24 protein-coding genes and 1 riboswitch are annotated in these 26,894 nt (G+C 64.1%); of the genes, 9 read left to right on the top strand and 15 right to left on the bottom strand.

From position 1 onward, the window contains the following. The 12 genes from AC0L2A_RS18875 to AC0L2A_RS18820 form a co-directional block, all read right to left on the bottom strand. Window positions 1–2,303 (bottom strand): winged helix-turn-helix domain-containing protein (locus AC0L2A_RS18875; protein ID WP_473610044.1); only part of this gene is annotated, 2,303 nt, incomplete at its 3' end. A gap of 170 nt (window positions 2,304–2,473) precedes the next feature. Further along, a complete protein-coding gene (locus tag AC0L2A_RS18870) occupies window positions 2,474–3,181 on the bottom strand; it encodes a phosphoadenylyl-sulfate reductase (protein ID WP_473610043.1) in 708 nt (235 codons plus the stop codon). 45 nt (window positions 3,182–3,226) lie between these two features. Continuing rightward, window positions 3,227–4,657, bottom strand: coding sequence for a YeiH family protein (locus AC0L2A_RS18865; protein ID WP_473610041.1), 1,431 nt, complete (start codon window positions 4,655–4,657; stop codon window positions 3,227–3,229). Then, on the bottom strand, window positions 4,654–6,789 hold the full coding sequence (locus AC0L2A_RS18860; RefSeq protein ID WP_473610040.1) for a hypothetical protein: 2,136 nt from the start codon (window positions 6,787–6,789) through the stop codon (window positions 4,654–4,656). The genes AC0L2A_RS18865 and AC0L2A_RS18860 overlap by 4 nt, the downstream gene beginning before the upstream one ends. Window positions 6,790–6,951: 162 nt before the next feature. Beyond that, window positions 6,952–8,778 (bottom strand): allophanate hydrolase, encoded by a 1,827-nt coding sequence (gene atzF, locus AC0L2A_RS18855; RefSeq protein ID WP_473610039.1) that lies wholly within the window; start codon window positions 8,776–8,778, stop codon window positions 6,952–6,954. Next, complete coding sequence (locus tag AC0L2A_RS18850) at window positions 8,775–9,125, bottom strand: cupin domain-containing protein (protein ID WP_473512562.1); 351 nt, start codon at window positions 9,123–9,125, stop codon at window positions 8,775–8,777. Before AC0L2A_RS18850 ends, atzF begins: the two co-directional genes overlap by 4 nt. Beyond that, the gene (locus tag AC0L2A_RS18845) at window positions 9,118–9,786 is read right to left on the bottom strand and encodes a cysteine hydrolase family protein (RefSeq protein WP_091597232.1); all 669 of its coding nucleotides are present in this window, start codon (window positions 9,784–9,786) and stop codon (window positions 9,118–9,120) included. Before AC0L2A_RS18845 ends, AC0L2A_RS18850 begins: the two co-directional genes overlap by 8 nt. Further along, on the bottom strand, window positions 9,786–11,315 hold the full coding sequence (locus tag AC0L2A_RS18840) for an ABC transporter ATP-binding protein (protein WP_473512565.1): 1,530 nt from the start codon (window positions 11,313–11,315) through the stop codon (window positions 9,786–9,788). Before AC0L2A_RS18840 ends, AC0L2A_RS18845 begins: the two co-directional genes overlap by 1 nt. Window positions 11,316–11,324: 9 nt before the next feature. Continuing rightward, window positions 11,325–12,026, bottom strand: coding sequence for a biuret amidohydrolase (gene biuH / locus AC0L2A_RS18835; protein ID WP_123146849.1), 702 nt, complete (start codon window positions 12,024–12,026; stop codon window positions 11,325–11,327). Between the two features lie 25 nt (window positions 12,027–12,051). Next, window positions 12,052–12,978, bottom strand: a complete 927-nt coding sequence (locus tag AC0L2A_RS18830; protein ID WP_473610037.1) for an ABC transporter permease — start codon at window positions 12,976–12,978, stop codon at window positions 12,052–12,054. Then, entirely contained in the window at window positions 12,978–14,138 is a 1,161-nt protein-coding gene (locus AC0L2A_RS18825) for an ABC transporter permease (protein ID WP_473610036.1), read from the bottom strand. Before AC0L2A_RS18825 ends, AC0L2A_RS18830 begins: the two co-directional genes overlap by 1 nt. A gap of 22 nt (window positions 14,139–14,160) precedes the next feature. Next, window positions 14,161–15,288: a BMP family ABC transporter substrate-binding protein gene (locus tag AC0L2A_RS18820; protein WP_023800146.1), complete on the bottom strand. Its 1,128-nt coding sequence runs from the start codon at window positions 15,286–15,288 to the stop codon at window positions 14,161–14,163. 299 nt (window positions 15,289–15,587) lie between these two features. Here AC0L2A_RS18820 and AC0L2A_RS18815 point away from each other — a divergent pair, with 299 nt between their 5' ends. Next, complete coding sequence (locus AC0L2A_RS18815) at window positions 15,588–16,271, top strand: GntR family transcriptional regulator (RefSeq protein WP_091597217.1); 684 nt, start codon at window positions 15,588–15,590, stop codon at window positions 16,269–16,271. A gap of 264 nt (window positions 16,272–16,535) precedes the next feature. On the opposite strand, the gene AC0L2A_RS18810 is transcribed toward AC0L2A_RS18815, so the two are convergent. Then, window positions 16,536–16,994: a hypothetical protein gene (locus AC0L2A_RS18810; protein ID WP_473610034.1), complete on the bottom strand. Its 459-nt coding sequence runs from the start codon at window positions 16,992–16,994 to the stop codon at window positions 16,536–16,538. Window positions 16,995–17,314: 320 nt separating this feature from the next. Continuing rightward, window positions 17,315–17,692 carry a DUF1127 domain-containing protein gene (locus tag AC0L2A_RS18805; protein WP_236473649.1) on the bottom strand — a complete coding sequence of 126 codons (378 nt, stop codon included), beginning with the start codon at window positions 17,690–17,692 and terminating at the stop codon, window positions 17,315–17,317. A 95-nt stretch (window positions 17,693–17,787) separates the two neighbouring features. Between AC0L2A_RS18805 and AC0L2A_RS18800 the strand changes: the two genes are divergently transcribed. The 7 genes from AC0L2A_RS18800 to AC0L2A_RS18770 all read left to right on the top strand — a co-directional run bounded on the left by AC0L2A_RS18800 (window position 17,788) and on the right by AC0L2A_RS18770 (window position 24,349). Further along, a complete protein-coding gene (locus AC0L2A_RS18800) occupies window positions 17,788–18,594 on the top strand; it encodes an AraC family transcriptional regulator (protein ID WP_473522103.1) in 807 nt (268 codons plus the stop codon). A 367-nt stretch (window positions 18,595–18,961) separates the two neighbouring features. Next, a riboswitch (guanidine-I (ykkC/yxkD leader) is annotated at window positions 18,962–19,076 on the top strand. A 99-nt stretch (window positions 19,077–19,175) separates the two neighbouring features. After that, window positions 19,176–20,234 (top strand): putative urea ABC transporter substrate-binding protein, encoded by a 1,059-nt coding sequence (locus tag AC0L2A_RS18795; RefSeq protein ID WP_473610033.1) that lies wholly within the window; start codon window positions 19,176–19,178, stop codon window positions 20,232–20,234. A gap of 105 nt (window positions 20,235–20,339) precedes the next feature. After that, the gene (locus AC0L2A_RS18790; RefSeq protein ID WP_473508939.1) at window positions 20,340–21,152 is read left to right on the top strand and encodes an ABC transporter permease; all 813 of its coding nucleotides are present in this window, start codon (window positions 20,340–20,342) and stop codon (window positions 21,150–21,152) included. Beyond that, a complete protein-coding gene (locus tag AC0L2A_RS18785; RefSeq protein ID WP_473610031.1) occupies window positions 21,149–21,958 on the top strand; it encodes an ATP-binding cassette domain-containing protein in 810 nt (269 codons plus the stop codon). The genes AC0L2A_RS18790 and AC0L2A_RS18785 overlap by 4 nt, the downstream gene beginning before the upstream one ends. 12 nt (window positions 21,959–21,970) lie before the next feature. Then, window positions 21,971–23,179: an agmatinase family protein gene (locus tag AC0L2A_RS18780; protein WP_077381532.1), complete on the top strand. Its 1,209-nt coding sequence runs from the start codon at window positions 21,971–21,973 to the stop codon at window positions 23,177–23,179. Window positions 23,180–23,181: 2 nt separating this feature from the next. Continuing rightward, the gene (locus AC0L2A_RS18775) at window positions 23,182–23,709 is read left to right on the top strand and encodes a hypothetical protein (protein ID WP_473610030.1); all 528 of its coding nucleotides are present in this window, start codon (window positions 23,182–23,184) and stop codon (window positions 23,707–23,709) included. Window positions 23,710–23,746: 37 nt separating this feature from the next. Then, entirely contained in the window at window positions 23,747–24,349 is a 603-nt protein-coding gene (locus tag AC0L2A_RS18770) for a HupE/UreJ family protein (RefSeq protein WP_473610028.1), read from the top strand. A 157-nt stretch (window positions 24,350–24,506) separates the two neighbouring features. Here the strand turns inward: AC0L2A_RS18770 and AC0L2A_RS18765 are convergent, their stop codons facing one another. Continuing rightward, window positions 24,507–25,220, bottom strand: a complete 714-nt coding sequence (locus AC0L2A_RS18765; protein ID WP_473610027.1) for a GntR family transcriptional regulator — start codon at window positions 25,218–25,220, stop codon at window positions 24,507–24,509. A gap of 260 nt (window positions 25,221–25,480) precedes the next feature. Between AC0L2A_RS18765 and AC0L2A_RS18760 the strand changes: the two genes are divergently transcribed. Further along, on the top strand, window positions 25,481–26,893 hold the full coding sequence (locus AC0L2A_RS18760; RefSeq protein WP_473610025.1) for an aspartate/glutamate racemase family protein: 1,413 nt from the start codon (window positions 25,481–25,483) through the stop codon (window positions 26,891–26,893). The last annotated feature ends 1 nt before the right edge of the window (window position 26,894 follow it).

Genomic DNA, 26,894 nt, shown 5'->3' with positions numbered 1-26,894 from the left:
TGATTGCCGTAGCGTGGACCCTGGTCGCACAGGCTCTCCAGCGCGGCCGCTGCGAGAATGCATATCTCGGTCCGCTTACGGGCGCCGCCCTCCAGCCGCGGCAGCAGGTCGCTGAGTAGCGCGGCGGCTTCGCGTGGCTTCCTGTCGGCAAGAAGCACCTGGAACTTCGTGATATAGTGCGGCCAGCGCTCGACCATGGGCTCGTTGGCGGCTTCGATCGCCGCCATGAAGCGCTCGCAATCCTCATAGGCGGCCACGAAATCGCCTTGCCTGGCATGAAGCGCGGCATTGCAATCGGCGACTACGGCCACCTGTGTGCTGAAACGGCTGTCGGCGATCTCTGCCAGGCGAGCGACCACCTGGTGGAATTCGGCAAAATCATTGCGGAACTTCATTTGCATCTGAAGATGATACAGGCCACCGAACTCCACGCCCTTGAGCGACTCGCGCTCACCTATGGAGATCGCCTCCCGCAACGCCGCTTCGGCCGAAGGATAGGGAAAGCCCTTTCTCTTGTAAGGGAAATAACGGCCGCTCTTGGCGCCGAAGGCGACCAGCCACATGCCGAGAACCCAAGGCAGCACCTCCTTGTCGCCCAAATCCTCGACAACGCTGTCTACGGCCTTGGTGAACAGATCTGCCCGCATGGTCGATACCGAATGCTCGATCAGCGTTTCGCTGGCGAGCAGACGCAATCCGCTTGGGTCGTGCTCGGGGTTCCTGGTCAGCCGCTCCAGCAGTTCCGCTTCCAGCGCTTGCCCGGCCGGACTGTTGCCATAGTAGTCGTCAGCGAAATTCAGCGCCCGCATCATGCCAATGCGCACCAGCATCGCTTCCTCGGGAGGCAGTTCCGGGAGGCCGCGTTCGATCAGCTCGAACGCCCGGCGGGTCCACATGGAAAGGCCTTCGTAGGTGCGCCAACTGGCCGTCTTGACCAAGACGGCGCGCGACACGGTGAGACACTTACCGCGCAGATCGTCGGCCTCGCCAAAGGCATGCCATGCTCTCGACAGCCAGCGCTCCGCCGCAGAGTCGTCCGGCATGTGGGCCACGCCCAGCCAATAGAAATGCCAGCCGTTCATGAACGCTTCCGGCAACCGGCCGCACCATTCGATGAAGGTCGCCCGGCCTCCTTGCGCCAGCACGGCCTCCGCGCGGCTCAGCATCAGCTCGCTCGCCCGGTCCCAGTCCTCGGCCTGCAAGGCGAGGTGTATGGCTTCGTCAGGACGACCGGCCTCCGCAAGAACCTTCGCCGCCTTTCGCCTAAGCGATCGCTGCTCTTCCTTGACCACGTGCTGTGCGAAGCGTCGGTCGAGGAAGTCCCGCAAGAGGTCGTGCAGGTAAAAGGTGTCGCGGCTGTTTTCCAAGCGCGTGACCAGCAACTGCCGCCTGTAGAGCCTGTCGAGCAGCTTGCCCGCTTCGTCCGACCCGATCATCACGTCCGCCAGCTCGGCGCTGATCTCGGGCAGCAGGTTCAGCTTCAGGAGCATTTCCTGGTCGGCGGCAGGGAGGGAAAGGAAAAAATGGCGGCCGAGAACATCCGACAGTGCATTCGGTCCGCCGAAAACCGTGTCGTCAGGTCCGACCGCCGAGCCGTGGTCCGCGAGAAGAACCAGTCCAATCGCCCAGCCGCGCGCTGCTGCGACATCGAATGACACGGCGGCGTTCCTCGAACGCAGTTGCACGAGATCGCGCGCTTCCTCGACCGAGAATTCGAGCGCCGATCGGTCGACGATGGCCATCTGGCCCTTGAGAACGAGGTCGCCCAGTTCGTTGTGGGGCAGCGTGCGCGAGATGCAGATGCAGCGGACCGTGTCAGGAAGTTCACGGAACATCACCGAGAGCATCGCCCGGAATTCGGGCGTGTCGGCATCGTGCAAATCGTCAAGGACCAGAATGGTGCCGGGTTTCAGCCGCGCGAAATAGGCTCTGAAGAAGCGCCTGGCGAATTCCTTCGGCTGCTCGGCATACTCGACGCCGAACACCGGCATGTTCGCGGCCGAGGCGAGTGACTGCGCCAGATATTGAAAGAAGCGCGCAATATCCTGGTCGCCCTCGTCGATGCGGAACCAAACATGCGGTGCCGCGACGCTTTCGAGGTAGTCGATGACCGCCGTCGTCTTGCCGTAGCCGGCCGGCGCGGCCACCCAGCAGACGCTCGAACGCGATTTTTGACCGATCGCTTCGAGAACGCGGTTCCGCCTCAATATCCTGGCGCTGCGCGGCGCCGCCAGCTTGGCGATCCGGCCTGTGCCCGAGAGCGGGCGCCTCGCATCGGCGTCAATGGCGTCTAGGGCGGTCATCGGGCTCCCGCTCGACCAATCATCGAGCGTCGGGTCGTGCCGTGATGACCGTCCCGCCGCCCAGATTGACCTTAGGGTAGCGCAATCGTGCGACAATTCGTAGGGGTTTCGCAGATGAAGCGGCAACGGCCTGCTGTAAGCGTCGACTGGGTGCCTGCGCGACCGCGAAATCAGGCAGCAGACGCGGCCGCATTGCGAGCGGCAATGGGCGACCGGTGAATCCCGCACTCCATCTTCGACAGTCCGCTCCAGCGGCCCGCGCGCGGATTGTCCGCGCTGCCGCTCGCGACCGTGCACGGCGCGCAGCCGATCGAGAGGTAGCCTTTTTCGAGGAGCGGATGTCGGGGAAGATTATAGCGATCGAGATAGGCCTCGATCTGTTGGCGGGTGAAGCGGGCAAGCGGATCGACCTTCAGGCGTCCGTCAGTTTCCTCGAGCGTCGGAACATCCGCGCGAAGCCCGCCATGATATCGCTTGCGACCGGAAATCCAGGCCTTGAAGCCGGTCAGCGTATTTTCGAGCGGCAGAACCTTGCGGATCCGGCAGCACCGGTCAGGATCGCGGCGGTGCAGCGATCCAGCGCCGTCGAGCGCCCGCAAGACATCCGTTTGAGGCGTGACGACGCGCAGATCGGTGAGGCCGAGCAGAGCCGTCAGCTGCGCGCGATAGGCGATCGTTTCCGAAAACAGCTTTCCGGTGTCGAGCGTGATAACGGGGAGCGAACGGTCGATCGAGGCCGCCATGTGCAGCAGCACCGCGGATTCCGCGCCAAACGACGACACAAGCGCTATGTTTCCGCAAAACACCTCGCTGACGAGCGGCGCCAGCAGGTCGGGTCCGTCGAGATGGTTCAGCTCTGCGATGACGGCTTCATACATGGCGGTTCGGCCGATCAAAAATGGTGGTGGCGTGACCAAGCCGCATCATAGCTTCGCCACGAAATCGAGGAGCGCCTGGCGGTCGGTCTCGTCCAGGTCGAAGAAGCGGTCGCGCACGATCTGCGCCGTGCCGCCATGGGCGAAGACGGCATCGCGCAGCGTTGTCGCGCGGCCGTCGTGCAGGTAGCGGTGGCGCAGGCGGATGCCGACGAGCGGTGCGGTCCGCCATTCGGCGCCGATGGCATCGCCCTGGACGATCTTGTCGTCGAGCGCCGGCCCCATGTCGTGCAGCAAAAGGTCGGAGTACAGCTCAACTTCGCCGTTGCTGCCCTCCAGCGCCGGCACATGGCATTTGGCGCAGCCGATCGAGGCGAAAAGCCGTCCGCCATGGCTGCCAAGCATCGCGCCTTGGCTCGATGAGGGTGATGCCGCCCGGAAGGTCGCCGAGAACGGGATCAGCGCAGCATAGGCCAGGGCCGCCGACAGAGCCACCCCGACGAAACCGACGCCGATCAGGCGCCAGGCGCCGCCGGCCTCTCCGAGCCGTCCGACCCGGGTGGTGATGCCGAGCGCGATCATCACCATCAGGAACAGGAACTGGTCGACATCGAGGATGACGCGGCGCAGTTGCGGATTGAGGGTGATCTCCGAATTGAGCATCACCACGCCGATGAACGCGACGATGAACCACGGGAACGGGATAGGTGCGGCCTCTTGCGCCTTGTGACGGCTGCGAAACACCAGGCTGGCGGCCAGCAGAAGCGGGACGAGCATCAGGACTTTGCTGAGCTTGACCAGCGTTGCGGTGTTCAGCGCGTCGTCGGAAATGGCGAAGGAGGCGCCGTAGACCTGCGCCAGCTCGAAAATGCTCGCCCCGACGAACACGCCATAGAGGCGGTCATCGAGATGCTGCAGCCAACCGCCCAGGAACATGACCGGATAGGCGAGCAACGCCACGGTGCCGCTCAGCGTGATCAAGGCGATGGCGATGCCGGCGCTCTGGTCGCGCGCCCGCATCAGCGCGGCCATCGAGAGGATCGCCGCGGCGCCGCAGACGGCGCTGCCGACCGCAACCAGCAGCGCGATCTCGGCGTCGAGCCTGAACAGCTTGCGCGCAATGGCGTAGAGCAGCGTCAGCACCAGGATCAACTCGATGGCCGCCACTGCGAGCGGGATGAACCCCAGATCCAGGAACAGCCGCGTCGTGATACGGAAGCCGACCGGCACCACGGCGAGCCGCAGCAGATAGCGCTTGGTGAAGTCGAGCCCCGGGCGCAAGGCGTCCGGACAGGCGAAGCTGCTGCCGATCAGCAGCCCGAAGAGCATGGCGACCAGGACCGGGTTGCGCGACAGCGGCTCGCCCAGTCCGCCGGCGATCCAGCCGGCCGCAAGGGCGAGTGCCGCGGCAACGATGACGCCAGGCAAGACCGGGCGCATTTTTTCCGGCGCATGGGAGAGTGTCAGGGCGAGGCTCATGGCTTTGCCCCATCGGGCAGGCGGAGCGCTCGCAGATAGGAGGCGACCGCGTCGATCTGTGCGGAATCGACTTCGATCGGCTGCGCGCCCGCCTCGCGGCTGGCAGTCGCGCTGGTGACGCCGAGTTCGTTTGCGAAAGCGTTCGCCACCATATCTTCGAGGGTGGCGATATCAGCCTTCCAGCCGTATCGGCCGACCCGCGATGCGCCTTGGGAGTCGACGACATGATGGGCGCGGCCTTTGATGCCGTCGCCCTTGCTGACCGCCTGCGCTTCGATGACGCTGTCGGGTATCGCGTCGATCCCGGCGATCCCGTAGAGAGCCAGCGGCATGCGCAGCGAGATCACATTGGCCTGGCGCGGCATCGCCGCCGGCATGGTCGCGTTGCCGGCGCCCCCGTCGAGTGTATAGCGCCTTGCGACCGGACTGTTGGGATGATCGATCGGAACCGTACGCCCAGAGCCCGGATCCATATGGGCTATTCTGCGCGCAAAGTGGCCTTCATCGACGCTCGCGCCGCCAGGGCCGGGATGGCAGGCCACGCAGGACGTTGCATTGAACAATGGGCCGAGGCCCATCCGCGGCGTGAAATCGGTCTGGAACGACTTTTTTCCGCGCGCCGCAAGATTGGCGTCGGCGGCAGCGCTCTGTGTCTCCTGCATCGCTGCCGCCGCGCCGTGCTCATCGAAGGTCCCAACCTCGACGAGCGCCCCTTCGTGGCCCGGAAATCCCGGAACCTCGCCGCCAATCGTTATCCAGATATGCCGTGCGTCCGCCGACGTCGCGATCGCGCGAAGGCGATCGGCTCCCAAAGGGCCGAGCCCTGGAACCTCGATCGTCGCGCGTGCGAGAAGCCGGCCGTCCTGGCTCACGCGCAGAAGTGAACCGTCGCCGCGGTTGGCGACAAACAGATCGGACCCGCCAGCGAGTGTCGTATGGCTCGAAAACCGCGGATTGGCGATCTCGGGGATGGCGGCGGCGACATCGACCGGACGGTCGAATTCCGGCAGCAAGATCGTGCGGGTCCTGGCGACGGTGAAATGCCGCCGGTCGTCCTCCAGGTCAAGCAGCACCAGCCGATCACGACCCGGATCGGCGATGTAGAGAGCGCGGTCCGGGTTCCACTTGAAGGCGAGGCCGATGACGCCGGGATCGTCGCTGATGCCCCGGCCGGTGCTTACCGTGCCCTGGCCGGTGCTGACCGTGCCCGGCCCGGCCAAGCCGTCGACACCATCCTGGACGTGGATTTGAACCACGCCGCCATCCGCGGTGACCGCGGCGAACACGGCAAAGCCGCTGCCGTCGGGCGAGGGACCGAGAAACGCCGTTCCGAGCGCGCCCGTCTGCATTCCGCCCGATGTCAGCTGGCCGCTTGCCTGGTAATTCAGCAGCTTGCCAAGCCAGCCGCTGGGCTGTGCTTTCGGCGCCTGCTCGCGATCGGTATGCCGGCCGGCGAACACGCCGCCGGCCTCGCGGCTTGGCGCGTTGGCGAGCGGCGCACCGTCGGGGTCGACGACGGTGACGCTGCCCTCGCCAGCCAATCCGTTCGGCGCGTTGGCGATCCAGGGTCTTCCGAAGGCGTTGTTGATCGAAATGTATCGCGGTCCGGATGCGGCTGCGAGGCGCGCGGTTCGAGCTCCGGCATTGTATCGCCGGTTGAGAAACCGTTCGCTCTGCGCCGTGTAGAGTTGCACCCTCGCATCTCCGCCGTTGCCGGTGAGCTCTTGCGGAACGATGATGGTGCCACCAGACTTGCCGGCGCGCGGATCGATGGACAGGATCGCCCCGACCTCAAGCGCTGGATCGTCCGATGGTGCGCCGAAATTGCTGCCCACGGCGACGAGAACTCTGAGCGGATCGAGCATCCGCCCTTCGCGCGTCGCCATAAGAAATTCCGGATTTCCCGGTATCGGCCCGCCGACATGAAAGCGCCCCACCTCGCGCACGCCGGCCACGTCGGGCAGCCCGACGGCAACGATTTGAGCGTTCAGGCGCCAATCGGGAGTCTGATCTCCCGCGAACGCCCAGCTTGGCAACAGGCTGAGAACTATCGCCGCGGCCTTCGACAGCGTCCGGCGGGCCTGATAAGTCCCGACGGAATCTGTTGGGGCAACTGCACGGCCTGCTCGCATCGCGAAGTCTCCAGCGGTCGCAAGCGCGCGCTGACGCCTGCCAAACCACAGTGCAACTTTAGAGCACGCGCACCTACGGATCGCTTACGGCATTCGGCGTGCTGGCTCGCCGAGCATGCCGCTATGATTTGAGGTCAGCTGCCGGCGCGAACGGCCGGTCGTTCAATCGGCCGGAACGCTTTCCGCTCGCTCCGCCGGCCTTGCAACGAAGCTGCGCCAACCGCCATAGGCCGAAATGTCGATTGCTCGTGACAACCCGGCGGATTCGGCCAGGAAGCCCTTGGCCGATGTCCCGTCATCGAGTTCGATCGTGCCGATGCCGAGCGGCGGCGGGATCGCGGCCACGAAGCGTCCGAACGCGTCTGGTGAAAGCCGCCAAACCTCGACATCGATCGACGTCCCGTTGCCATCGGCAACACGCACGAGCCCCGGCTTCGGCACGGATTGGCCGGCGAGTGCGTAGAGCTGATAGGAAGCAACCGTCCTGGCGGCCCTGCTCAATCGCGCGCCAAGCGCGCAGAGTTGGCCGTTGAGCGGCATTCCCGACAAATGCGCGCCGACAACCACGAGCTCGATCAGGTCGTCAGCAGGGTCGAAGCTTTTGGCGGCGAAGGCAGGCATCGCCCAGCCTGTCGCGCCAAGGCCGAGACCGCTTGCTGCATGCAACTCGCTGGCCAGCGTCGCCGTCAGTGCATCCTTGCCGGCAGCGGCAAGCAAGGTAACGCTCATCGGCAGATCGTCGTCGCGCTTGCCGGTCGGCACGGCGATGCCGCACATGTCGAGCAGATTGACGAAGTTGGTGTAGGTGCCGAGCCGGCTGTTGGTGACGATCGGATCGGCCAAAACAGTTTCCAGCGAATAGTGCGTCGGCGCCGTCGGCACGCAGAAAAGGTCGGCCGATGCGATGACAGGCGCGAGCCTGGCCTTGTGGGCCTGCAGCGCATAGAGGCCTTTGAAAGCATCCGCCGCGGAAAGTTTTCGTGCGCCGCCGATGATTGTGCGCGTCACCGGGTGCATGGCTGCTTCGTTCACGTCCATGAAATCCGCAATCGCCGCATAGCGCTCGGCCACCCAGGCGCCTTCGTAGAGCAGGTTGGCGGTAGCGTAGAAATCGCCGAAGGGAATTTCGATCAGTCGGCAGCCGAGCTGTTCCAGCGTCTGCAGCGCCGTTTCGAATCCCGCCTGCATGGCCGCGTCGCCAAAAAATTCCCGGTCCGCTTTTGCGGGAACCCCGACGGTCAGCACGGGTGGACGCGGACCAAGCGCCGGCGCCGTGATAGCGCGCGAATAAGGATCGACGTCATCTTTGGCCGCCGCCGCCCTGAAGACGCTGTAGGCGTCATCGACGGTGAGCGCGAAGACGGAGACGCAGTCGAGCGTGCGGCAGGCCGGCACCACGCCGGTGGCCGACAGCGCGCCGACGGTCGGCTTCAGCCCGACGATGTTGTTGAGGCCGGCGGGAATACGGCCGGATCCTGCGGTATCGGTGCCGAGCGCGAAAGAAACAATGCCGTGCGCCGTCGCCACGGCCGAGCCGCACGAGGAACCGCCCGGCACCAGTTTCGGATCGATCGCGTTTCGGGGGACCGGATAAGGTGTGCGCACGCCGACGAGGCCGGTGGCGAATTGGTCGAGATTGGTTTTTCCGACGACCAGCGCCCCGGCCGCCCTCAGAAGCGCGACGACGGTGGCGTCTTTCGCCGGCAAGTAGGCATATTCGGCGCAGCCGGCCGTGGTCGGCATTCCGGCAACATCGATGTTGTCCTTGACCGCGAACGGCACGCCCCACAGCGGCTTTGCCACGGGATCGAACCCGCCGAGTGCGTCGGCTTCGGCGAGCAGGTCCGCCCTGCTCGCCAGATGGATGAAGATGCCTGGATCGTCCGCTTTCGCTATGCGCTGAAACACGATTTCAATAATGGTAGCGGCCGACATGCCGGAGGCATAGGCCGCGTGCAGGCTGCCGATATCGAAGCGGATGTCGCTCATTTGGCCTCGTCCAGAATGACCACCGGCAGATTCCACTGGATCAGCACGACGCAGCCGTCTTTCGTCCACACCGAATGCTCGGTCCCGACCGGGTTCAGGATCACGCTTCCCGGAAGATAGTCGCCAGTCTCGTCGCTCTGGGTGCCTTCCAGCACGACGATGGTTTCCAGCCCGACATGGCGATGGCGCGGCACGCCGGCGCCGGGCTGATAGTTCAGGATCGCGACGGAGGGTTCGGCCGGTCCGCCCTTGAGCAGCCAATGCACCGTGATGCCGTCGCGAAAATGCTCGAATGCCAGATCACGCCAGACCCCATGGATGAGAGCCGGGTATGCAATGTTAGGCATCGGCAATTCCTTTGAGCACCTGGTCCGTCATCGCCGTCCAGCCGACGATCGCGCCCTGCGCCCTGATCATGGCCAGTGAGGCCGCCTTGAACTCCGGAAAATAGCTCTCCGTCGCATCCTCCGCCAGCAGGCATTCGTAGCCGCGGTCGTTGGCCTCGCGCATCGTCGTCTGCACGCAGACTTCCGTCGTAACTCCGGCGAAGACGAGCTGCTGCACGCCGAGCCGCTTGAGGTCCTCGCCGAAGCTGGTAGCGTAGAACGCGCCCTTGCCGGGTTTTTCGATGACGATTTCGCCAGGCAGCGGGGCTACCTCGTCGAGGATCGCCGTTCCCGGCTCGCCGACGACCAGCACGCGGCCCATCGGACCGACATCGCCGATTCTGATCGACGGATTGCCGCGATTTCGCTTGGCCGGCGGCAGGTCCGAAAGGTCTGACCTGTGGCACTCCATCGTGTGGATCACCGGCAGGCCGGCGGCGCGAAATCCCTGGATCAGCCTTTTTACCGTCGGCACGATCGCCGCCACCCGGCCGACGTCGTTGCCGAGGCTGGCGCCGAAGCCGCCCGGCTCGGCGAAATCGCGCTGCATGTCGATGACGACCAGCGCCATCGCCTCAGGCTTGAAGGCAAACGGAAACGGCAGCGCGTCGATCTCTGCCATCAGTGATGTCCGGCCATGTGCTCGCCGATCGTCTGGACGCTCGCCTGGGCGATCGGCGTTTCGTAGACCAGCGCGCCGTCGGACATGACGAAGATGCGGTCCGAGAGCTCCAGCAATTCGTCGAGGTCCTCCGACATCAAGAGCACGGCGGCACCAGCGTTGCGTGCCCGCATGATACGGGCGCGGATTTCGGCGACGGCAGAGAAGTCGAGGCCGAAGCAGGGGTTCGACACGATGAGAAGATCGACCTCGCCGGTCAGTTCGCGGGCGAGCACAGCGCGCTGGACGTTGCCGCCGGAGAGCGACGAAATCGGCGAGGCGAGCGAGGCCGTCTTGACCTTGAACTGCTCGACCAAGCGCGTCGCATAGTCCCTGATGGCGCTCATCCTGATCCAGCTTATCGGCTTGCCGGCCTCGTTCAGGTCGAAGGTCCGGAATGCCATGTTTTCCGCCACCGTCATCCTCGGCGCGCAGGCATTGCGCAACGGTTCCTCCGGGATGAAGCGCACATTGAGCGTGCGGGCCTCGGCGCGGCTGGCGCCGTAGGGCGATCCCTTCACCAGTACGTCGCCGGCATCACGCGTACGCTGTCCGGCAAGGACTTCTAGAAACTCCTTCTGGCCGTTGCCGGAAATGCCGGCGACACCGACGATCTCGCCGGACTTCACATCGAGCTCGCCGATATTGATGGTTTTCAGGCCGGTGCGGTCGGGCGCCTTCAGCGCCTTCACCGTCAGGATTTGCCTGGCGCCGACCGGCACTGGAGCGCGGCTGTCGAGCGCGGCGATCGGCTGGTCACCGACCATCATCGCCGCCATCTGCTTGTGAGACAGTTCCGATACTTTCCCCGTTCCTGTCAGTCTGCCCTTGCGCAACACAGTGATGTCGTCGGCAAACGCCGTCACCTCGTGGAACTTGTGCGAGATCATCAGCACGGTGAGGTCGCCCGCCTTGGTCATGCCGCGCACGAGGCCCAGCACTTCCTGCGCCTCGCCGGGGGTTAGCACCGACGTCGGCTCATCCAGCACTAGAAAACTGCGGCCGAGATAAAGCTGCTTGATGATTTCGAGCTTCTGTTTCTCACCGGCGGCGAGTTCGGCCACTTTGACGTCGAGCGGCAGCTTGAACGGCATCCGCTCCATGAACTGGGCAAGTGCGGCGCGCTCCTTGCGCCAGTCGATAATCCCCGGCACCTTTTCGCGGGAAATGACCAGGTTCTCCGCACCTGTCAGCGACGGGACCAGGGTAAAATGCTGGTAGACCATGCCGAGGCCGAGCGCCGAGGCGTCCTTCGGACCGGCGATCCCGATCTCGCGGCCGTCGACCAGAATGTCGCCGGCGGTCGGGTGATAAAAGCCCATGATGCATTTGACCAGCGTCGACTTGCCCGCGCCGTTTTCGCCAAGCAGCGCATGAAACGATCCCGCCGGCACCTTGATCGAGACGTCGTCCAGCGCGGTGAAGGCGCCGAAACGCATGCTCATGCCGATCGTCTCGACGCCAACCGCTCTTTTGCCGCGATCACTCATGATCGAACCTCATGGCAACTGGGCGACGAAGGACGCCGAATTGGACACCGCGCCGAACACGCCGCCTTGCATCTTGATCATCTTGATCGCAGCGAGATGGTTGCCGTAGTCGGTCGCCCCGCAGCAATCCTCCAGCATCACGCATTCGAAGCCGCGGTCGTTGGCTTCGCGCATCGTCGTATGCACGCAGACGTCGGTGGTGATGCCGGTCAGCACGATGTTTTCGATGCCGCGCTGGTTGAGGATCAGTTCCAGGTCGGTGGCGCAGAACGAGCCCTTTCCCGGCTTGTCGATGATCGGCTCGCCTTCGGCCGGATAGAGGTCGGGGATGATGTCCCAGCCCGGCTCGCCGCGCACCAGGATGCGCCCGCAGGGTCCGGGGTCGCCGATGCCGGCATTGATGCGGCGCGAGCGCCAGCGCTTGTTGGCCGGCAGGTCGGCGAGATCGGGCCGGTGGCCCTCTCGCGTATGAATGATGGTGTAGCCCTTCGCCCGCATGGCAGACAGCACCGATCTGATCGGTTCGATCGGCGCCCGCACCAGCGAGAGATCGTAGCCCATATGATCGACATAGCCGCCCGGCCCACAGAAATCGGTCTGCATGTCGATGATGATCAGCGCCGTGTTGTCGGGCCGAAGCTCGCCATTGTAGGGCCATGGATAGGGATCGGCATCGATGTAGCGCTGCGTGACCTCGGCTCTGGCGTTCATTGAGAAAAACTCCAGTCTGGAAACGTCATTTGGTGATCGACAGTTCGCCCGGCGCGCCGGCCAGCGAACGGCTGGGCGACGAGGTGGCGATCATGATGACGAGGGTGAGAATGTAGGGTGCGGCGTAGAACAGATAGTAGCCTTGCGTGACGCCGACCGATTGCAGCGCCGGCCCCAGCGCGCCGGCCCCGCCGAACAGCAGCGCGGCGGCAAAGCAGCCGAGCGGGTTCCAGCGCGCGAAGATGACCAGCGCCACCGCCATCAGCCCCTGGCCCGACGAAATGCCTTCGGTCCAGCTGCCGGGATAGTAGAGCGACAGATAAGCGCCGCCGATGCCGGCCAGCGCGCCGCCGATGCCGGTGGCGACGAGGCGCACCGTATTCGGGTTGAGGCCCATGGCGCGCGCGGCATCGGAACTGTCGCCGACCACGCGCAGGATCAGGCCGGCGCGGGTGTTGCGGAAAGCCCACCACAGGAATACGGCAAGCGCTGCGCCGATCAGGAACAGTACATTGATGTTGAGCGCCGCCTGCACCTGCGGAACGTCGGACCAGCCGCCAAACGGGATGGCCGGCAGGTCGGGCGCCGAGGGCTGGATGAACGGTTTGCCGAAGAAGAAGGCGAGACCCGAGCCGAACAGCATCAGCGCAATGCCGATGGCGATATCGTTAACGCCACGGAATTTGCAGATCCAGCCGTGGAACAGGCCGAAACAAAGACCGGCCGCGGCGGCGGCCAGCAGGCCGAGCCATGGTGAGCCGGTCATCACCGCGACGGCATAGGCGGTCATCGCGCCGAACACCAGTGTGCCTTCGAGACCGAGATTGATGCGCCCCGAACGCTCGGTGATGGCTTCGCCCAGCGACACGAAGATGAAGGGCGTCGACACCCGGATGGCGCCGCCGAGCATGGCGAGCGGAACGCCCCAGAGGCCGATCTCGGTTGCGCCCATCAGGCAGTTCCCTTCAGGAGATCGGGCCTTTTCAAGAGATCGCCCCTCTGCCAGAGGTCGGGATTGAAGGCCTTGAAGCGGCCGTAGAAGGTTTCGCTGAACAGGATGACGACGAAGAGCATGCCCTGCAGCACCAGCACGGTGGCGTCGGGCAGGTCCATGCGGCGCTGGATCAACCCGCCGGAGGCGTCGATGCCGCCAAGCAGGAAGGCGACCGGGATGATGGCGAGCGGATTGTGGCGGGCGAGGAAGGCGACCAGGATACCGGTATACCCATAGCCGGCGGCGAGCGAGGCGTTGGCGCTGCCTTGCACGGCGGCGACTTCGAGCATGCCGGCAAGGCCGGCAAAGCCGCCGGCCAGCGCGGTGAAACCGACAATCAGCGGTCCAACGGCAAGTCCCTGCACCTGGGCTGCCCTGACATTGCCGCCAGCAATGCGGGCGGCGAACCCCCAGCGGGTCTTTTCGATCAGCAGCCAGGACAGAATGCAGGCGATGATGCCGACGACCAGGCCCCAATGCACGTCCATGCCGGGAATGTTGCCGATGCGGTAGGCCTCAGCCAACGGCTCGGTCGACGGTTTGTTGAGCGAGGCGGGATCGCGTAGCGGTCCTTCCACCAGATGGTTCATCAGGGCGATGGCGATATAGGCCATCAAAAGGCTCGATATGGTTTCGTTGACGGCACGGTAGTGGCGTAGCGCGCCGACGGCACCGATCCAGATGCCGCCGGCGGCCAGGCCCGCCACGCCCATGGCAAGAATAACGAAAAAGGCGGGGGCGCCGCTGACGGCCACGCCCATCGCAGCCGCGGCAACGCCGCCCAGCACGATCGCGCCTTCGCCGCCGATGACGACAAGGCCGAGCCGGGCCGGCAGCGCCACGCAGAGCGCCGCAAGCAGCAAGGGTGCGGCCCGCGACAGCGAGTTCTGGACCGAGAACCACGAGCCGAAGCCGCCGCGCCACATCGTTTCATAGAGCTGCGCCGGCGATTTGCCGACCAGCGCGATGAACAGGCTGAACAGGGCCATGCCGACAATCAGGGCCGCCAACGGGATGACGAGGGCTTCCGCCCGCCGGGCGATCCATTCGAGCGCCGTCGGATAGCTCCGGGCGCCGAGCATCACTGGCACGCTCGCGCTGCTCACGGTGTCTGCCATGGCCCCCGTCTCCGATCCATGCTCAAGCGGTCGAGCCGACGACACCCTCGACGAGATAGTCCATGCTTTCCAGTTCGATCGCGGCTTCGACGAAGGTCTGGCCCTCGGTTGCGACGACGTCGCCCTTGTTGTTCTTCAACGGCCCCTTGATCACCGAAAAGCCGCCCTTCATCATTTCGGCGAGCGTGCCGTCGAACTGTGCGCGCGCCGCCTCGCTGACGGCGGGGCCGAGCGGGCTCATCTTGACGAAGCCGTCGGCCAGTCCGCCGCGCGTGAAATTGGGCAGCGGCTTGCCGGCCACGAGGTCGTCGACGAACATCTTGTAGACCTTCGCCCAGTTCCATTCCGCGCCGGTCAGGTATTTTTCCGGCGCCAGCGGGCTCTGATTGGCATGGTAGCCGCAGATGAAGGCGCCGCGCCCCGCCGCCGTTTCGACCACCACTTTCGGGCTGTCGACATGGCAGGTGATGACGTCGGCACCCTGATCGACCAGTGCATTGGTGGCCTCCGCCTCCTTGACCGCCAGCGACCATTCGCCGGTGAAGATCACCTGGCAGGTGATTGCCGGGTCGACCGAGCGTGCGCCGAGCAGGAAGGAGTTGATGTTGAGCAGGACCTGCGGAATCGGCTTTGCCGCGACGAAGCCGATCTTCTTGGTCTTGGTGGCGTGGCCGGCGGCGACGCCGTTGAGATACTGGCCCATGCCGATATAGCCGAAATAGGAACCGGCATTCATCGGATGCTTGTCCTTGTTCCACATGCCGCCGCAATGGCGGAACTGCACGTCGGGGAATTTCGCGCACATGGCCAGCATGTGCGGATCGAAATAGCCGAACGAGGTCGGGAAGATCAGCGAGGCGCCGTCGAGGTTGATCATCGATTCCATCGACTTCTGGACATCGACCGTTTCGGGGACGTTCTCCTCCTCGACCACGGAGATGCCCTCGATGGCCTTCAATGTGGCGGCACCCTCGGCATGCGCCTGGTTATAGCCGTAGTCGTCCTTCGGTCCGACATAGATGAAGCCGACAGTGACGGCAGCGGCGAACGCCCTGCTGATCGGGAATGACGCCGAGGCCAGACCGAGCGCCGCTCCGGCGGCGGAGGTCTTGAGCAGATCGCGGCGGCTAAGCATGAATCTCTCGGTCATGTGAATGCTCCCTGTTGGACCCTTTTCCGGGTCGATGAATTCCCTTCTCGTAAAAGTGCATGCAATCGCCATGCCAGTTCAAAAGCTGGAATTTATCTAATTAAGTCAGTTGACAGGCCGATTTGCCGTGCTCAAGCGAAAGGCAATTGCATACACTTTTTGCCTTTCAATTAGCCAGTTTGACATCTAGATTAAAATAGAGGCATAGAGGGCGCGCGCCCGAGTCGAAACTTCCGGCGGGCCACCTGCCGCACGCCGCGAAAAAGACTGACGGAGGAGAATTGTCGGGGAAGCGCAGCTTGATCAGGTCGGGCACGACCGTCGATCAGATGGTGAGGGCGATCGGTGACCGGATCGTCACCGGCTTCCTGCGCCCCGGCGAAAAGCTCGACGAGGCCTCGCTGGCTGCCCGTTTCGATGTGTCGCGCACCCCCGTCAGGGAGGCGCTTGGCCGGCTGAGCGCCATGGGGTTGGTCGAAAGGCGGCCCAACCGCGGCGCCACCGTCGCCGTGGTGACGCAAGAGCATCTTGCCTCGATGTTCGAGAGCATGGCCGAGCTTGAAGCGATCTGCGCGCGGTTTTCGGCCGAGCGCATGACCGCCGGCGAACGCCGCGCGCTCGAATCCGAGCACCAGGCATCGGCGCGCCTCGTGCAATTGGGTGCGGAGGAGGACTACGAATATTTCAACACCGAGTTCCACACGCGGCTCTATCGCGGCGCGCACAGCAAGCACATCTATGAACTGACCGTCATGACACGCAGCCGGCTGGCGCCGTTCCGGCGCGCGCAATTCATGCTGCCGGGCCGCCTGGCCAAATCCTGGCAGGAGCATGACGTCATCGTTACCGCAATCATGCGCGGTGACGGCGCCGCCGCAGGGCAAGCAGCCAAGGATCACGTCTCCATCGTCAGCGAGGCGAGCGCCGTCTTTGCCGCGGTTGACCCGATGAAACCGGCGGATTCGATCGGGATGTCTTCCTAGTGGACAAAACCTGACGCGTGGTACCCGAAACGGAATACCGTTTTGACCCCGAGGCGACCTATGTCTTGCATGTAGCGAATGGCCGCTTCGCGCCCCAATGTCGGTCGTTTGGGCTGGCTTCAACAGATCCTGAAGCGGACACGCCAACGATAAAGCCAAGATGCAGGAGATGCTCTCGTTGCCTGCTGCGGCATGGCGTTGAAAGCGGCCGGCTTCCCATCGGCGCGTTGCGGACGAGGGTAATGACGTTTCGCTCCAGGCGTCCTAACCTTCAACCTTCTGCCAGACGGAGACATGTTTAACGCTGACCCGCGTGAACAGCTCCTTTTTCCAGCCGCCCCAACGCTCTTTGAGCCTTAAACCAGCCAGTCGCGCCATAAGATCGAATTCAGCTGGCCAGGCATAACGAAACGGTACTGAGAATCGCTCATAGCTTCCATCACGGAGCCAGATGTGATGGGACGAGAAATTCTGGTTCACTACGTCGTACTCGTCGACGCCCCAATGCGTTTCGCCGTGATCGAACGCCAGGATCGTCTCGCCGACCGGCAGCCGCTGAAGCGGTGGCACGCCGACCTCAATCAGGAAGTGTCCACCAGGTTCGAGATGCGCGGCTGCGTTCCGGAAGCAGGCGAGCTGAGCGTCCTGCGATGTCAGGTTGTTTATCGTATTGAAAACCAGGTAGACGAGTGAGAACCGTCTCGCGACATCCGTCGTTACCATATCGCCGATCCCTACCGAGATCTCCGCGCCTCCTTACTTTAGCGCGAAGGCGAGACACCATCGGCCTCGAAAGCTCGATGCCCTCCACCTGCACCCCTTTCCGCGCGAGAGGAAGTGCGATACGTCCGGTTCCGATCGCGAATTCCAAGGCGCGCCCGCCTCCTGCGAGCTCGGCCAGGAGATCAACGGCCGGCTCGATCACCTCTGGCGCAGAGATGCCTTTATCGTCATCGTAGGTCGCAGCGATCTTCTCGTCGAAAAGCCCGTCATCATGCATTCTGTCTGCCTCTCTGGTAACGCTTGTTTCAAGACCGACGGAGCTATCGCGTTGACCGCGGCTTCGTGGACATTGCATTAATTCGTGAGCCGTCGCGAAAGGGATCAGCGAGGGCTTCCACCCATCCGCTCGGGGCATGGGATTCCCCGCAGGCAAGCGCATCCATGGCAGCGGCCGGTGATCTGTTTCGTCGCTCGCTGGCTGCGACGGTGCCAGTCCAAGCGAACTCGCGAATATCGCGACGCGCTATACCTATGTCCGCCAGATCACGATCCGATAGTCGGTGTAGTGCGTGTTCGGTCTCGCTCCGTTGCCACCAGCCCACAACGACGGAGGCTCCGAACCTCAAAGCTGGTAGCTTCGTCAGAAGGCCGCGGGTAAGGCGCTCCGGGATTTCGGCTATTTGGAATTCCAGTGTCATGACCTTCGTCCAAGTTGTGCTGAGTTAATGCCAACCTAGTGAATTGCCGTCAGACGTGTTATCGGCAGTCTGACAAATTATGTCTCTGAGCCGCCATGATTGCCCGCGACAACCTGATCAACGTTCATTTGCCGGAAGACGGGTTCGGAGATTATCCGCATACCGCTGTCGCTCAGGGCGGAGCAGAGCCCGCCGGGCGGACCTACGCTTTTCATACGCACCACCGGGCGCAGCTTTTCCAGATCGTGCGGGGTTCGCTGAGGCTGGAGACCGAGCGGGGTTACTTCATCATCCCGCCCGAACGCGCCGTGTTCGTGCCGTCCGGGGTCCTCCACGAGGTGACCTACCTGCAGGAGACGGAGCGCAGCTATCTCTTTTTCCGCCCCGACGCCGTGGCGAGCCTGTCACCGGAAGTCTCCGTGATCGGTACGACGCGGCTCCTGCGCGAGCTAATCCTGGCGTTTCTGGAAATACCTCGCGCGGATGCGGGCAGCCTCCGCGCCGAACGACTTGTGGCAGTCATTCTCGACCAGCTCCAGACGAGTCCGGTCGCACCGTTGTCTCTCCCGTTGCCGGCATCCGAACGCCTCCGGGACATCGCCGCAGACATGCGGAATGAGCCGGGAGCAGATTGGCCCCTCGATGAGCTTGCGTCACGTGCGGCCATGTCCCCACGTAGCTTCCAGCGTCACTTCCAATCTGAGACAGGGATGAGTTTCCGCGCCTGGCGACAGCAGGCGAAACTGCTGAAATCGGTGGAGTGGCTCGCCGGTGGCCGAAGCGTCGGCGACATCGCTTTTGCACTCGGCTACTCAGGCCCCAGCGCTTTCATCGCGGTTTTTCGGGCGGCCTTCGGTGCCTCTCCCGGAAAATACTTCCAAGACACGCCTCTGAAGCTGTGATTCACCGGATGCCCGGCGCGGCTTACCGCGTAAGTCTGCCTTCTTGGCCTCGCTCTCCAGAACCTGCCAGTCTCCTTCCGGCCCCACACAGGTCGTTCCATAACAGCGGCTTGAAGGACCACTCCTGGCGCACTGCGCCGTCGGAGAGTTGGTGAGTTAGGTCTCCTTCCCACCCTGAGGGGGCTAACGGCCCCGGAAGCAAGCGTCAGATTTTGACCACCAGCAGCAATCAGGCAAAAACTGCCCAATCCGTCGGCGATGCGATGATTTTCGCGTCACTCGTGCGCACGCTCGAAGCCGCGCAGTCCGCAAATGCCGGCCTTCTTGGCCTGTTCGGCATTGGCATGCTCCTTGCTTCGTTGGTGATGTGCAGAGCGTCTAGGGTTCCGGCCGCAACACAGCGGTGCTGGTCCAAGAGATGCGACCGCCAAGGATGCACTGAGGCATCCGGCGGAACACGGCGGGCCAAAATCCCGGGAGAACCCTGCACGGGTTTGCTGGCGCGAACCTCTCCCGGACGCGCGCTCGCAAATCCCAACATCAAGTCCGGTCGCAATCCGGATCGCGAACAGGGGTACGCAATGCTTCGCAAGGTGGCCGCAATCATCCTAGCCGCATCACTTCCCATCGTTTCCGCCGCCGACGCGGCGCCCAAGAAAGACTTCAAGATATGCTGGTCGATCTATGTCGGCTGGATGCCGTGGGGCTATCTCTCCGATAGCGGCATCATGAAGAAATGGGCCGACAAAAACGGCATCAATGTCGAGATCACCCGCATCAACGACTATGTCGAAAGCATCAACCAGTACACCGCCGGCGGTTTCGACGGCTGCTCGATGACCAACATGGACGCGCTGTCGATCCCCGCAGGCGGCGGCGTCGACACCACCGCCTTGATCATCGGCGACTTCTCCAACGGCAATGATGCGGTGATCCTCAAGGACAAGGCCGCGCTCGCCGACATTGCCGGCCAGAAGGTCAATCTCGTCGAGCTCTCCGTCTCGCATTACCTGCTGGCGCGGGCGCTGGACACGGTCAAGCTCGCCGAGAAGGACATTACCGTCGTCAACACATCCGACGCCGACATGGTCGCCGCCTATGGCACCAGCGACGTCACCTCGGTCGTTACCTGGAACCCGCTGGTTTCCGAGATCGTCGCCATGCCGGGTGCGCACAAGGTGTTCGATTCCGCGCAGATTCCCGGTGAGATCATCGACATGATGGTCGTCAACACCGAGACGCTGAAGGACAATCCGGCATTGGGCAAGGCGCTTGTCGGCGCGTGGTACGAGGTGATGGAGCTGATGACCTCCGACACGCCGGAAGGCAAGGCAGCCAAGGAGGAGATGGCCAAGGCGTCCGGCACCGACCTCGCCGGCTTCGACGCGCAGCTTGCCTCGACGGCAATGTTCTACGACCCCGCCAAGGCGGTCGAGTTTACCGAAGGCGCCGAATTGCCGAAGACCATGGATCTGGTCCGCAACTTCCTGTTCAGCCACGGCATCCTCGGCACCAATGCGACGAGTGTCGACGTCGTCGGCATGAGCTTTGCCGACGGATCGAGGCTGGGCGACGCCAACAACGTCAAGCTGCGTTTCGATCCAGCGTTCATGGCCGAGGCGGCAACCGCAACGCCCTGACCCGACATGCTGGCCAAGGGAATGAGTGCCAGGGATGAAGCCTCCGCGACGGGCGGTGAGGGCACCACGCGCCCTTCCCGGCCAAAGCCGAGGGTGCGCCTTCGCATGATCAATGCGAAGGTTTCGCGCGGCGGCGCCTTGTTCCTCGGCGGCTTGCCGTTCCTGTTCGTGGCGATCGCCTATCTCTTCGCTTCGGCGCAACGGCTGGCGGTCAATCCCAGCGACAAGCTGCTGCCTTCGCCGGTACAGATGTGGTCGGCCTTTCTTGACCTTGCGACGGTGCCGGACAAGCGCTCGGGCGACCTCATCCTGTGGGTCGACACCTATGCCAGTCTCCTCAGGCTGTTCGCGGGCGTGGGCGTTGCGACGGTCGCCGCGCTTTCGCTCGGCATTGCCATCGGCTTCATCCCGCGGGTGCGGGCGTTCCTGCTGCCGTTCGTCACCGTCGTTTGCGTCATCCCTCCGCTGGCGCTGCTGCCGATCCTGTTCATCGCGCTCGGCCTCGGCGAAACGGCCAAGATCACGCTGATCGCCGTCGGCGTCGCGCCGGTGATGGTGCGCGACATCGCCAACCGGGTGATGGAACTGCCACCAGAACTGGTGGCCAAGGCGCAAACGCTTGGCGGCAACAGCTGGACCACGGTCTTGCGGCTGGTGCTGCCGCAGATCATGCCGCGCCTCATCACTTGCGTGCGGCTGGCACTCGGGCCGGCCTGGCTGTTCCTGATCGCCGCCGAAGCCATCGCCTCGACCGAAGGGCTGGGATACCGCATCTTCCTCGTCCGCCGCTATCTCTCGATGGACGTCATCCTGCCCTATGTCGCCTGGATCACGCTGCTTGCCGTGATCACCGACTGGCTGCTGGTGCGGCTGTCGCGGGCAATCTCCCCTTGGGCGCATCCGGTGGAGGCCAGATGAGTCGCATCGTCGTTCACGGGCTGGAAAAGAGTTATGGCGATGCCCGCGTGCTCGAGCGGGTCAACGTCACCGCCGAAGCCGGCGAATTCCTGTCGCTGGTCGGCGCCAGCGGCTGCGGAAAATCGACGTTCCTGCGCATCCTGCTCGGCCAGGAGCAGCAGAGCAGCGGCGTCGTCATCGTCGGCGATGGCCCGATCGTGCCCGAGCCGACGCCACAGCGCGGCATCGTCTTTCAGCGCTATTCGGTGTTTCCGCATCTGACCGCCATCCAGAACCTGCTGCTGGTCGAAGACTTTCGCTCGGGCGGGCCGTTTGGCCGCGTCTTCGGCGCCAGGCGCAGAAACGCCAGGCAACAGGCCGAGGCCATGCTGGCGCGGGTTGGCCTTGCCCATGCGCGCGACCTCTATCCGGCATCGCTTTCCGGCGGCATGCAGCAGCGGCTGGCGATTGCGCAGACCTTGCTCGGCCGTCCGCAGATCCTGCTTCTCGACGAACCGTTCGGGGCGCTCGATCCCGGCATCCGCGTCGAGATGCACGACCTGCTGACCGAGCTCTGGACCGAGCATGGCATGACGGTGGTGATGGTCACCCACGATATCGGCGAGGCCTTCAAGCTCGGCACCCGCGTGCTGGTCTTCGACAAGGTGCGCCACGATCCGCAGTTCCCGTCGGCTTACGGCGCGACGATCACCTACGATCTGAAGCTCGATCGCAAGACCCGCGCTTCCTCTCATCACTTGGCCAAGGTGGCCGCGATGGTCGGGACGACCCGCCCGGAAACAGCAATGGCGACGACGGCGTCGTAACGGAGAGTTTGAATGTCCAGAAATATCCCCGAACGCAGCCACCGCCGGGCAGGGCTCGTCGCCCGGGCGGCCAGGGAGCGTTTTCACCACCCCGATTTCGACGCCCGCGGCACGCAGGGCTGGAAGTCGATCGAGGCCGAGGGCAAGCTGCCGGAAAGCGGCTGGCGCAAGGAGCAGCAATGGGCGCTCGACATGGGCCTGCCGGGGTCGGAGTCGATCGTCGACAAGTCGATCCCGACATTCGCGCGCGGCGAGCTGCCGCATTTCGCCGGCATCAATACCTTTCTCAAGGCGCCCTATGTCGAGAATGTCCGCGATGTCGGCAAATATGACGCCGCCGTCATCGGCATTCCTTTCGACAGCGGCACCACCTACCGGCCGGGAACCCGCTTCGGGCCGCAAGGCATCCGCCGTATCTCGGCGCTCTATACGCCGTACAATTACGAGCTCGGCGTCGATTTGCGCGAGCAGATGACGTTGTGCGACGCCGGCGACGTCTTCACCATTCCCGCCAACCTCGAAAAGAGTTTTGACCAGATCACCAAGGGCGTCAGCCATGTCGCCTCGTCCGGCGCGCTGCCGATCATGCTGGGCGGCGACCATTCGATCGGTTTCCCTTGCGTTCGCGGCATCGCCGACGTGACCTCGAAGCGCATCGGCATCATCCATTTCGACCGCCATATCGACATCCAGGAAAAGGATCTCGACGAGCGCATGCACACCACGCCCTGGTACTGGGCGACCAACCTGCCGAATGTCTCGGCGACCAATCTCGTGCAGCTCGGCATCGGCGGCTGGCAGGTTCCCCGCTACGGCGTCGCCGAGGCGAGAAAACGCGGCACCAACGTGCTCACCATTGCCGATATCGAGCAGATGGGCCTCGAGAAAGCGGCGGAAATCGCGCTCGAACTCGCATGGAAGGACACCGACGCCGTCTACATCTCCTTCGACGTCGACAGCCTCGATTGCGGCTTCGTGCCCGGCACCGGCTGGCCTGAGCCGGGCGGCTTCCTGCCGCGCGAGGCGCTCAAGCTGCTTGGGCTGGTGACGGCGCCTGGCATTTGCGGGCTGGAAGTGGTCGAGGTCTCGCCGCCCTACGACACGTCGGACATCACCGCGCTGTTCGGCGTGCGTGTCGTCGTCGAAGCGCTCGGCTCCATGGTCGCCCACGGCAATCTCGGCAAGCACAAATCGATCATCGACAAACCGGTGAGTTTTTGACCATGCACGACGATCATCACCACAGTCATGGCCATGACGACGGCCACCACGGGCCGAACGGTCATCATGACCATCCGCACGCCCCCGGCCACAACGGGCCTGCTGGCAAGCCGCTGCAATGGCAGACGCCGCATCTGCCGGACCAGGCTCACGAGTTGCCGTTTGATCCCGCATCGGTCGACCTCGACCTTGTCGAAACCGCCTTCCTCGAAGGCTTTGCGCGGGCGCCGGACCCATCCAGCTTTCTGCGCCTGGCCGGCATACCCTTTGTCGGCGAGAGGGCCGACGGCGTGCGGCTTCATCTCTTGCGCGTCGAGACCGAGGACCTGGTCGACGTCGGCGCGGTCATGCCGCTCGTCGGCGGCACCGGCGTCGCCTATCACCCGCTGCCGGCGCGCCTGACATCGCACCGCCGCCGCCTCGCTTTCATCTATCACGATGGCGCTGAGCAAAAGCCGCTCGGCTTCGCCGCGGCGCGCGCCCTCGCAGACCGTTCCGCCGCTTCGCAATTCGCCGTTCCCGGGCACTGAAAACCAAACCCGTCACTTTCATAGAGCAGGTACAACCATGAAAACTTCCGCAAGCATGAAAACATTGGCAAGACTTGGCATCCTTTCAGCTCTCGCTGCCGTCACACCGTCGCTGGCGTTTGCCCATAGCGGCGGCGCTCACGTCCACGGCTTTTTCGCCGGCCTCGAACATCCGCTGTTCGGCATAGATCATCTGCTCGCAATGGTTGCAGTCGGCATGATCGGAGCCCGTGCCGGCGGGCGCAGCATTGTCCTTGTGCCGCTGTTCTTTGTCTCGGCCATGGTCGCAGGGGCCTTGCTCGGCATGGCCGGCATCGGCCTGCCTTCGCTTGAAACCGGCATCGCGCTGTCGCTCGTGGTCTTCGGCGCGATGGTCGGCCTCGCCAAGCCGCTGCCGCTGGCCGCCGCGGCGGCACTGACGGCCCTGTTCGGCCTCTTCCACGGCAACGCCCACGGCCTTGAGAGTCCCGAGAGCGCCGGCGGCATCGCCTACGCCGCTGGCTTCATGCTCGCCACGTCGATGCTGCATGCAATCGGCATTCTGTCCGCTGTCAAGCTGGCTCGTTGGCCGACGACGGTCCGCACCGCTGGAATCGCCACCTCGCTGGTTGGAATGGCCATGGCGGCCCAAGCTTTTTGAGACGTAGGCAGTCGGCGAACAGAACTGGAAAGCAGATGAGCCAGAAATGGTCGATGAGGCTGCGGCGCGTCCGCGACTTGCTGTACCAGATCCTGAAGGTCCGAGCCCAACGGCTTTGAGGGGCGCGGTATTCGCGTCCCTCCGGTCGAAATGAGCGTCAGAACTCGAGCGCCTGCCTGAGCGCCGGACCGCTCCTGACACGCAGATCGAGGTCGGCCTCGATATGATCGATGTGATGCAGCATCAGGGCGCTGGCGCGTTCGGAATTGCCATTTTCCAGCGCCTCCAGGATATTCAAGTGTTCGCTATGGCCGCAGCTCGAGACGCCCGAGCGGCCGTAGAGCGCGATCACCAGCGATGACCGCGCCACCAGTTCTTCCATGAAGCGCTGGAGGATGGCGTTTCCGGCAACCGAAGCCAGCAGCAGGTGAAAATCGCCCGAAGCCTTGATTTCCGAGCGTCTTGCATTTGGTCCGCGTTCGGCAATGAAGCGGCCCTCTTCATCGAGCTGCGCCTTGAAGGCAGCGACATGGTCCGGCGTCATCCGCCCGGCTGCGGCAATCGCTATGCCGGGCTCGATCAGCCGGCGCGAAGCAAAGACCTGGCGCGCTTCCTCCGGCGACGGGTTGGCGACGAAGGCGCCGCGATTGCGCTCGGTCCGTACCAGGCCTTCGAAGGAGAGCATCTGCAGCGCCGCGCGCGCCACGGTGCGGCTGACATCGAATAAAGTGCCGACCTCGCCTTCCGACAGTTTGGTTCCGGGCGCCAGCCGGCGGTCGACGATCGCGTCGCGCAACTGGTCGCGGATCGCCTGGGCGCGATCCTCGTTGGCACTGTCGACAGCAGGGAAAGTCTGGTCGGCTATATTCATGATGGTGGTCCCTGCACCTTTCTATCCTGAATCGGGTCGCTTGCACGAGGGACAAAGTGAATACGATGCCGAAAAAGATTGCATACGATTTTTGCGAGAATCGCTGGCGATCGCCTATAATTTGTGCATTCTCAGGCATGCCGTTTCGAGGGGCAGCCGGAGGCAATTCTAATTTTCCCAAGGAATCAATCGTTTGAGGCCGATCTGGGGCAACTGGCATGCATGATGCTTTGCTTAAGTTGATTTAGAGAGGAAGCCGGATGTCCAAAGCCGCCGAAATCGACATCGTGTCCGTTTCGAAGATCTATGGCGCAACGACTGCCGTCGAAGACATCAGCTTGAAAATCCCAGCGGGAACCTATTGCTGCCTGCTCGGGCCGTCCGGCTGCGGCAAGACCTCGACGCTGCGCATGATTGCCGGCCACGAAAGCATATCGAGCGGCGACGTGCGTCTCGGCAACACGGTGGTCACCGACTTGCCGCCGGCCAGGCGCGGCACCGCCATGATGTTCCAGTCCTACGCGCTGTTTCCGCATCTCGACCTGATCGACAATGTTGCGTTCAGCCTCAAGATGAAGGGCGTCGGCAAGGAACAGCGCCGCGCCAGGGCGCTCGATATGCTGAAGCTGATGCAGATGGAGGGCTACGCCGGTCGCCGCCCGGCGCAGCTTTCGGGCGGACAGCAGCAACGCGTCGCTCTGGCCCGCGCGCTGATCACCGACCCCGAAGCGCTGCTGCTCGACGAGCCGCTATCGGCACTCGATCCATTCCTGAAGATCCGCATGCGGGCGGAACTGAAGAAGCTGCAGACCTCGCTCGGCATCACTTTCGTCCACGTCACCCACAGCCAGGAGGAGGCGATGGCGCTCGCCGACCTGATCGTGGTCATGAATGACGGCCGTATCGAGCAGGCGGCGCATCCGCGCATCGTCTTCGAGCGGCCGGCCACCGCGTTCGTCGCCCGCTTCATGGGCGATCACAACGTCGTCTCCGGCCGCGTCAGCGGCAGCCGCGACGGCATGGTTGTCTTCGATGTGCCGGGCGGGGCCTCGCTTGCGGCCAGCGGCCAGGGCAGGGCGATCGCCGTGCCGGGCTTGCTGGTCGAGATCGCCGCCGGCGAACGCTCGGGCGCGCAGGCCGCGATCATCGCCTGTTTCGACGACACCGGCCTGGATGCGGCGCGCGCCATGGCCAACATTCCGGTCATCGGCATCTGCGAGGCAGCGCTCAGCACGGCGTCGTTCATCGCCCAGCGCTTCACCGTCGTCACCACGACCGAGCGCTCGCGCGTGCCGGTCGAAGCGCTGGTGCAGCGCTATGGCATGGCAGGACGGGCACGCGTGCGCGCTGCCGACATTCCGGTTCTTGCGCTCGAAGACCCAACCTCCGATGCGATCCTGAAGCTGCGCGGCGAGATCGCGCGCGCGCTCGACGAGGATCGCGCCGAGGCCATCGTGCTCGGCTGCGCCGGCATGGCCGATCTCGCCGCCGCGCTGCGGCGGGAGTTCGGCGTTCCGGTCATCGACGGCGTCGGCGCCGCGGTCAAGCAGGCCGAGGCCCTGATCGCGCTTGGCCTGTCGACGTCCAAGCGTGGCGCCTATGCAAACCCGCTGGCAAAGCCCTATCTTGGCGCATTGAAATCCTTCGCCCGCGAACCCGTAGCCGCCGAATGAG

Source organism: Mesorhizobium sp. WSM4844 (assembly GCF_055811775.1).
This window is presented reverse-complemented; position numbering and strand designations above follow the sequence as displayed.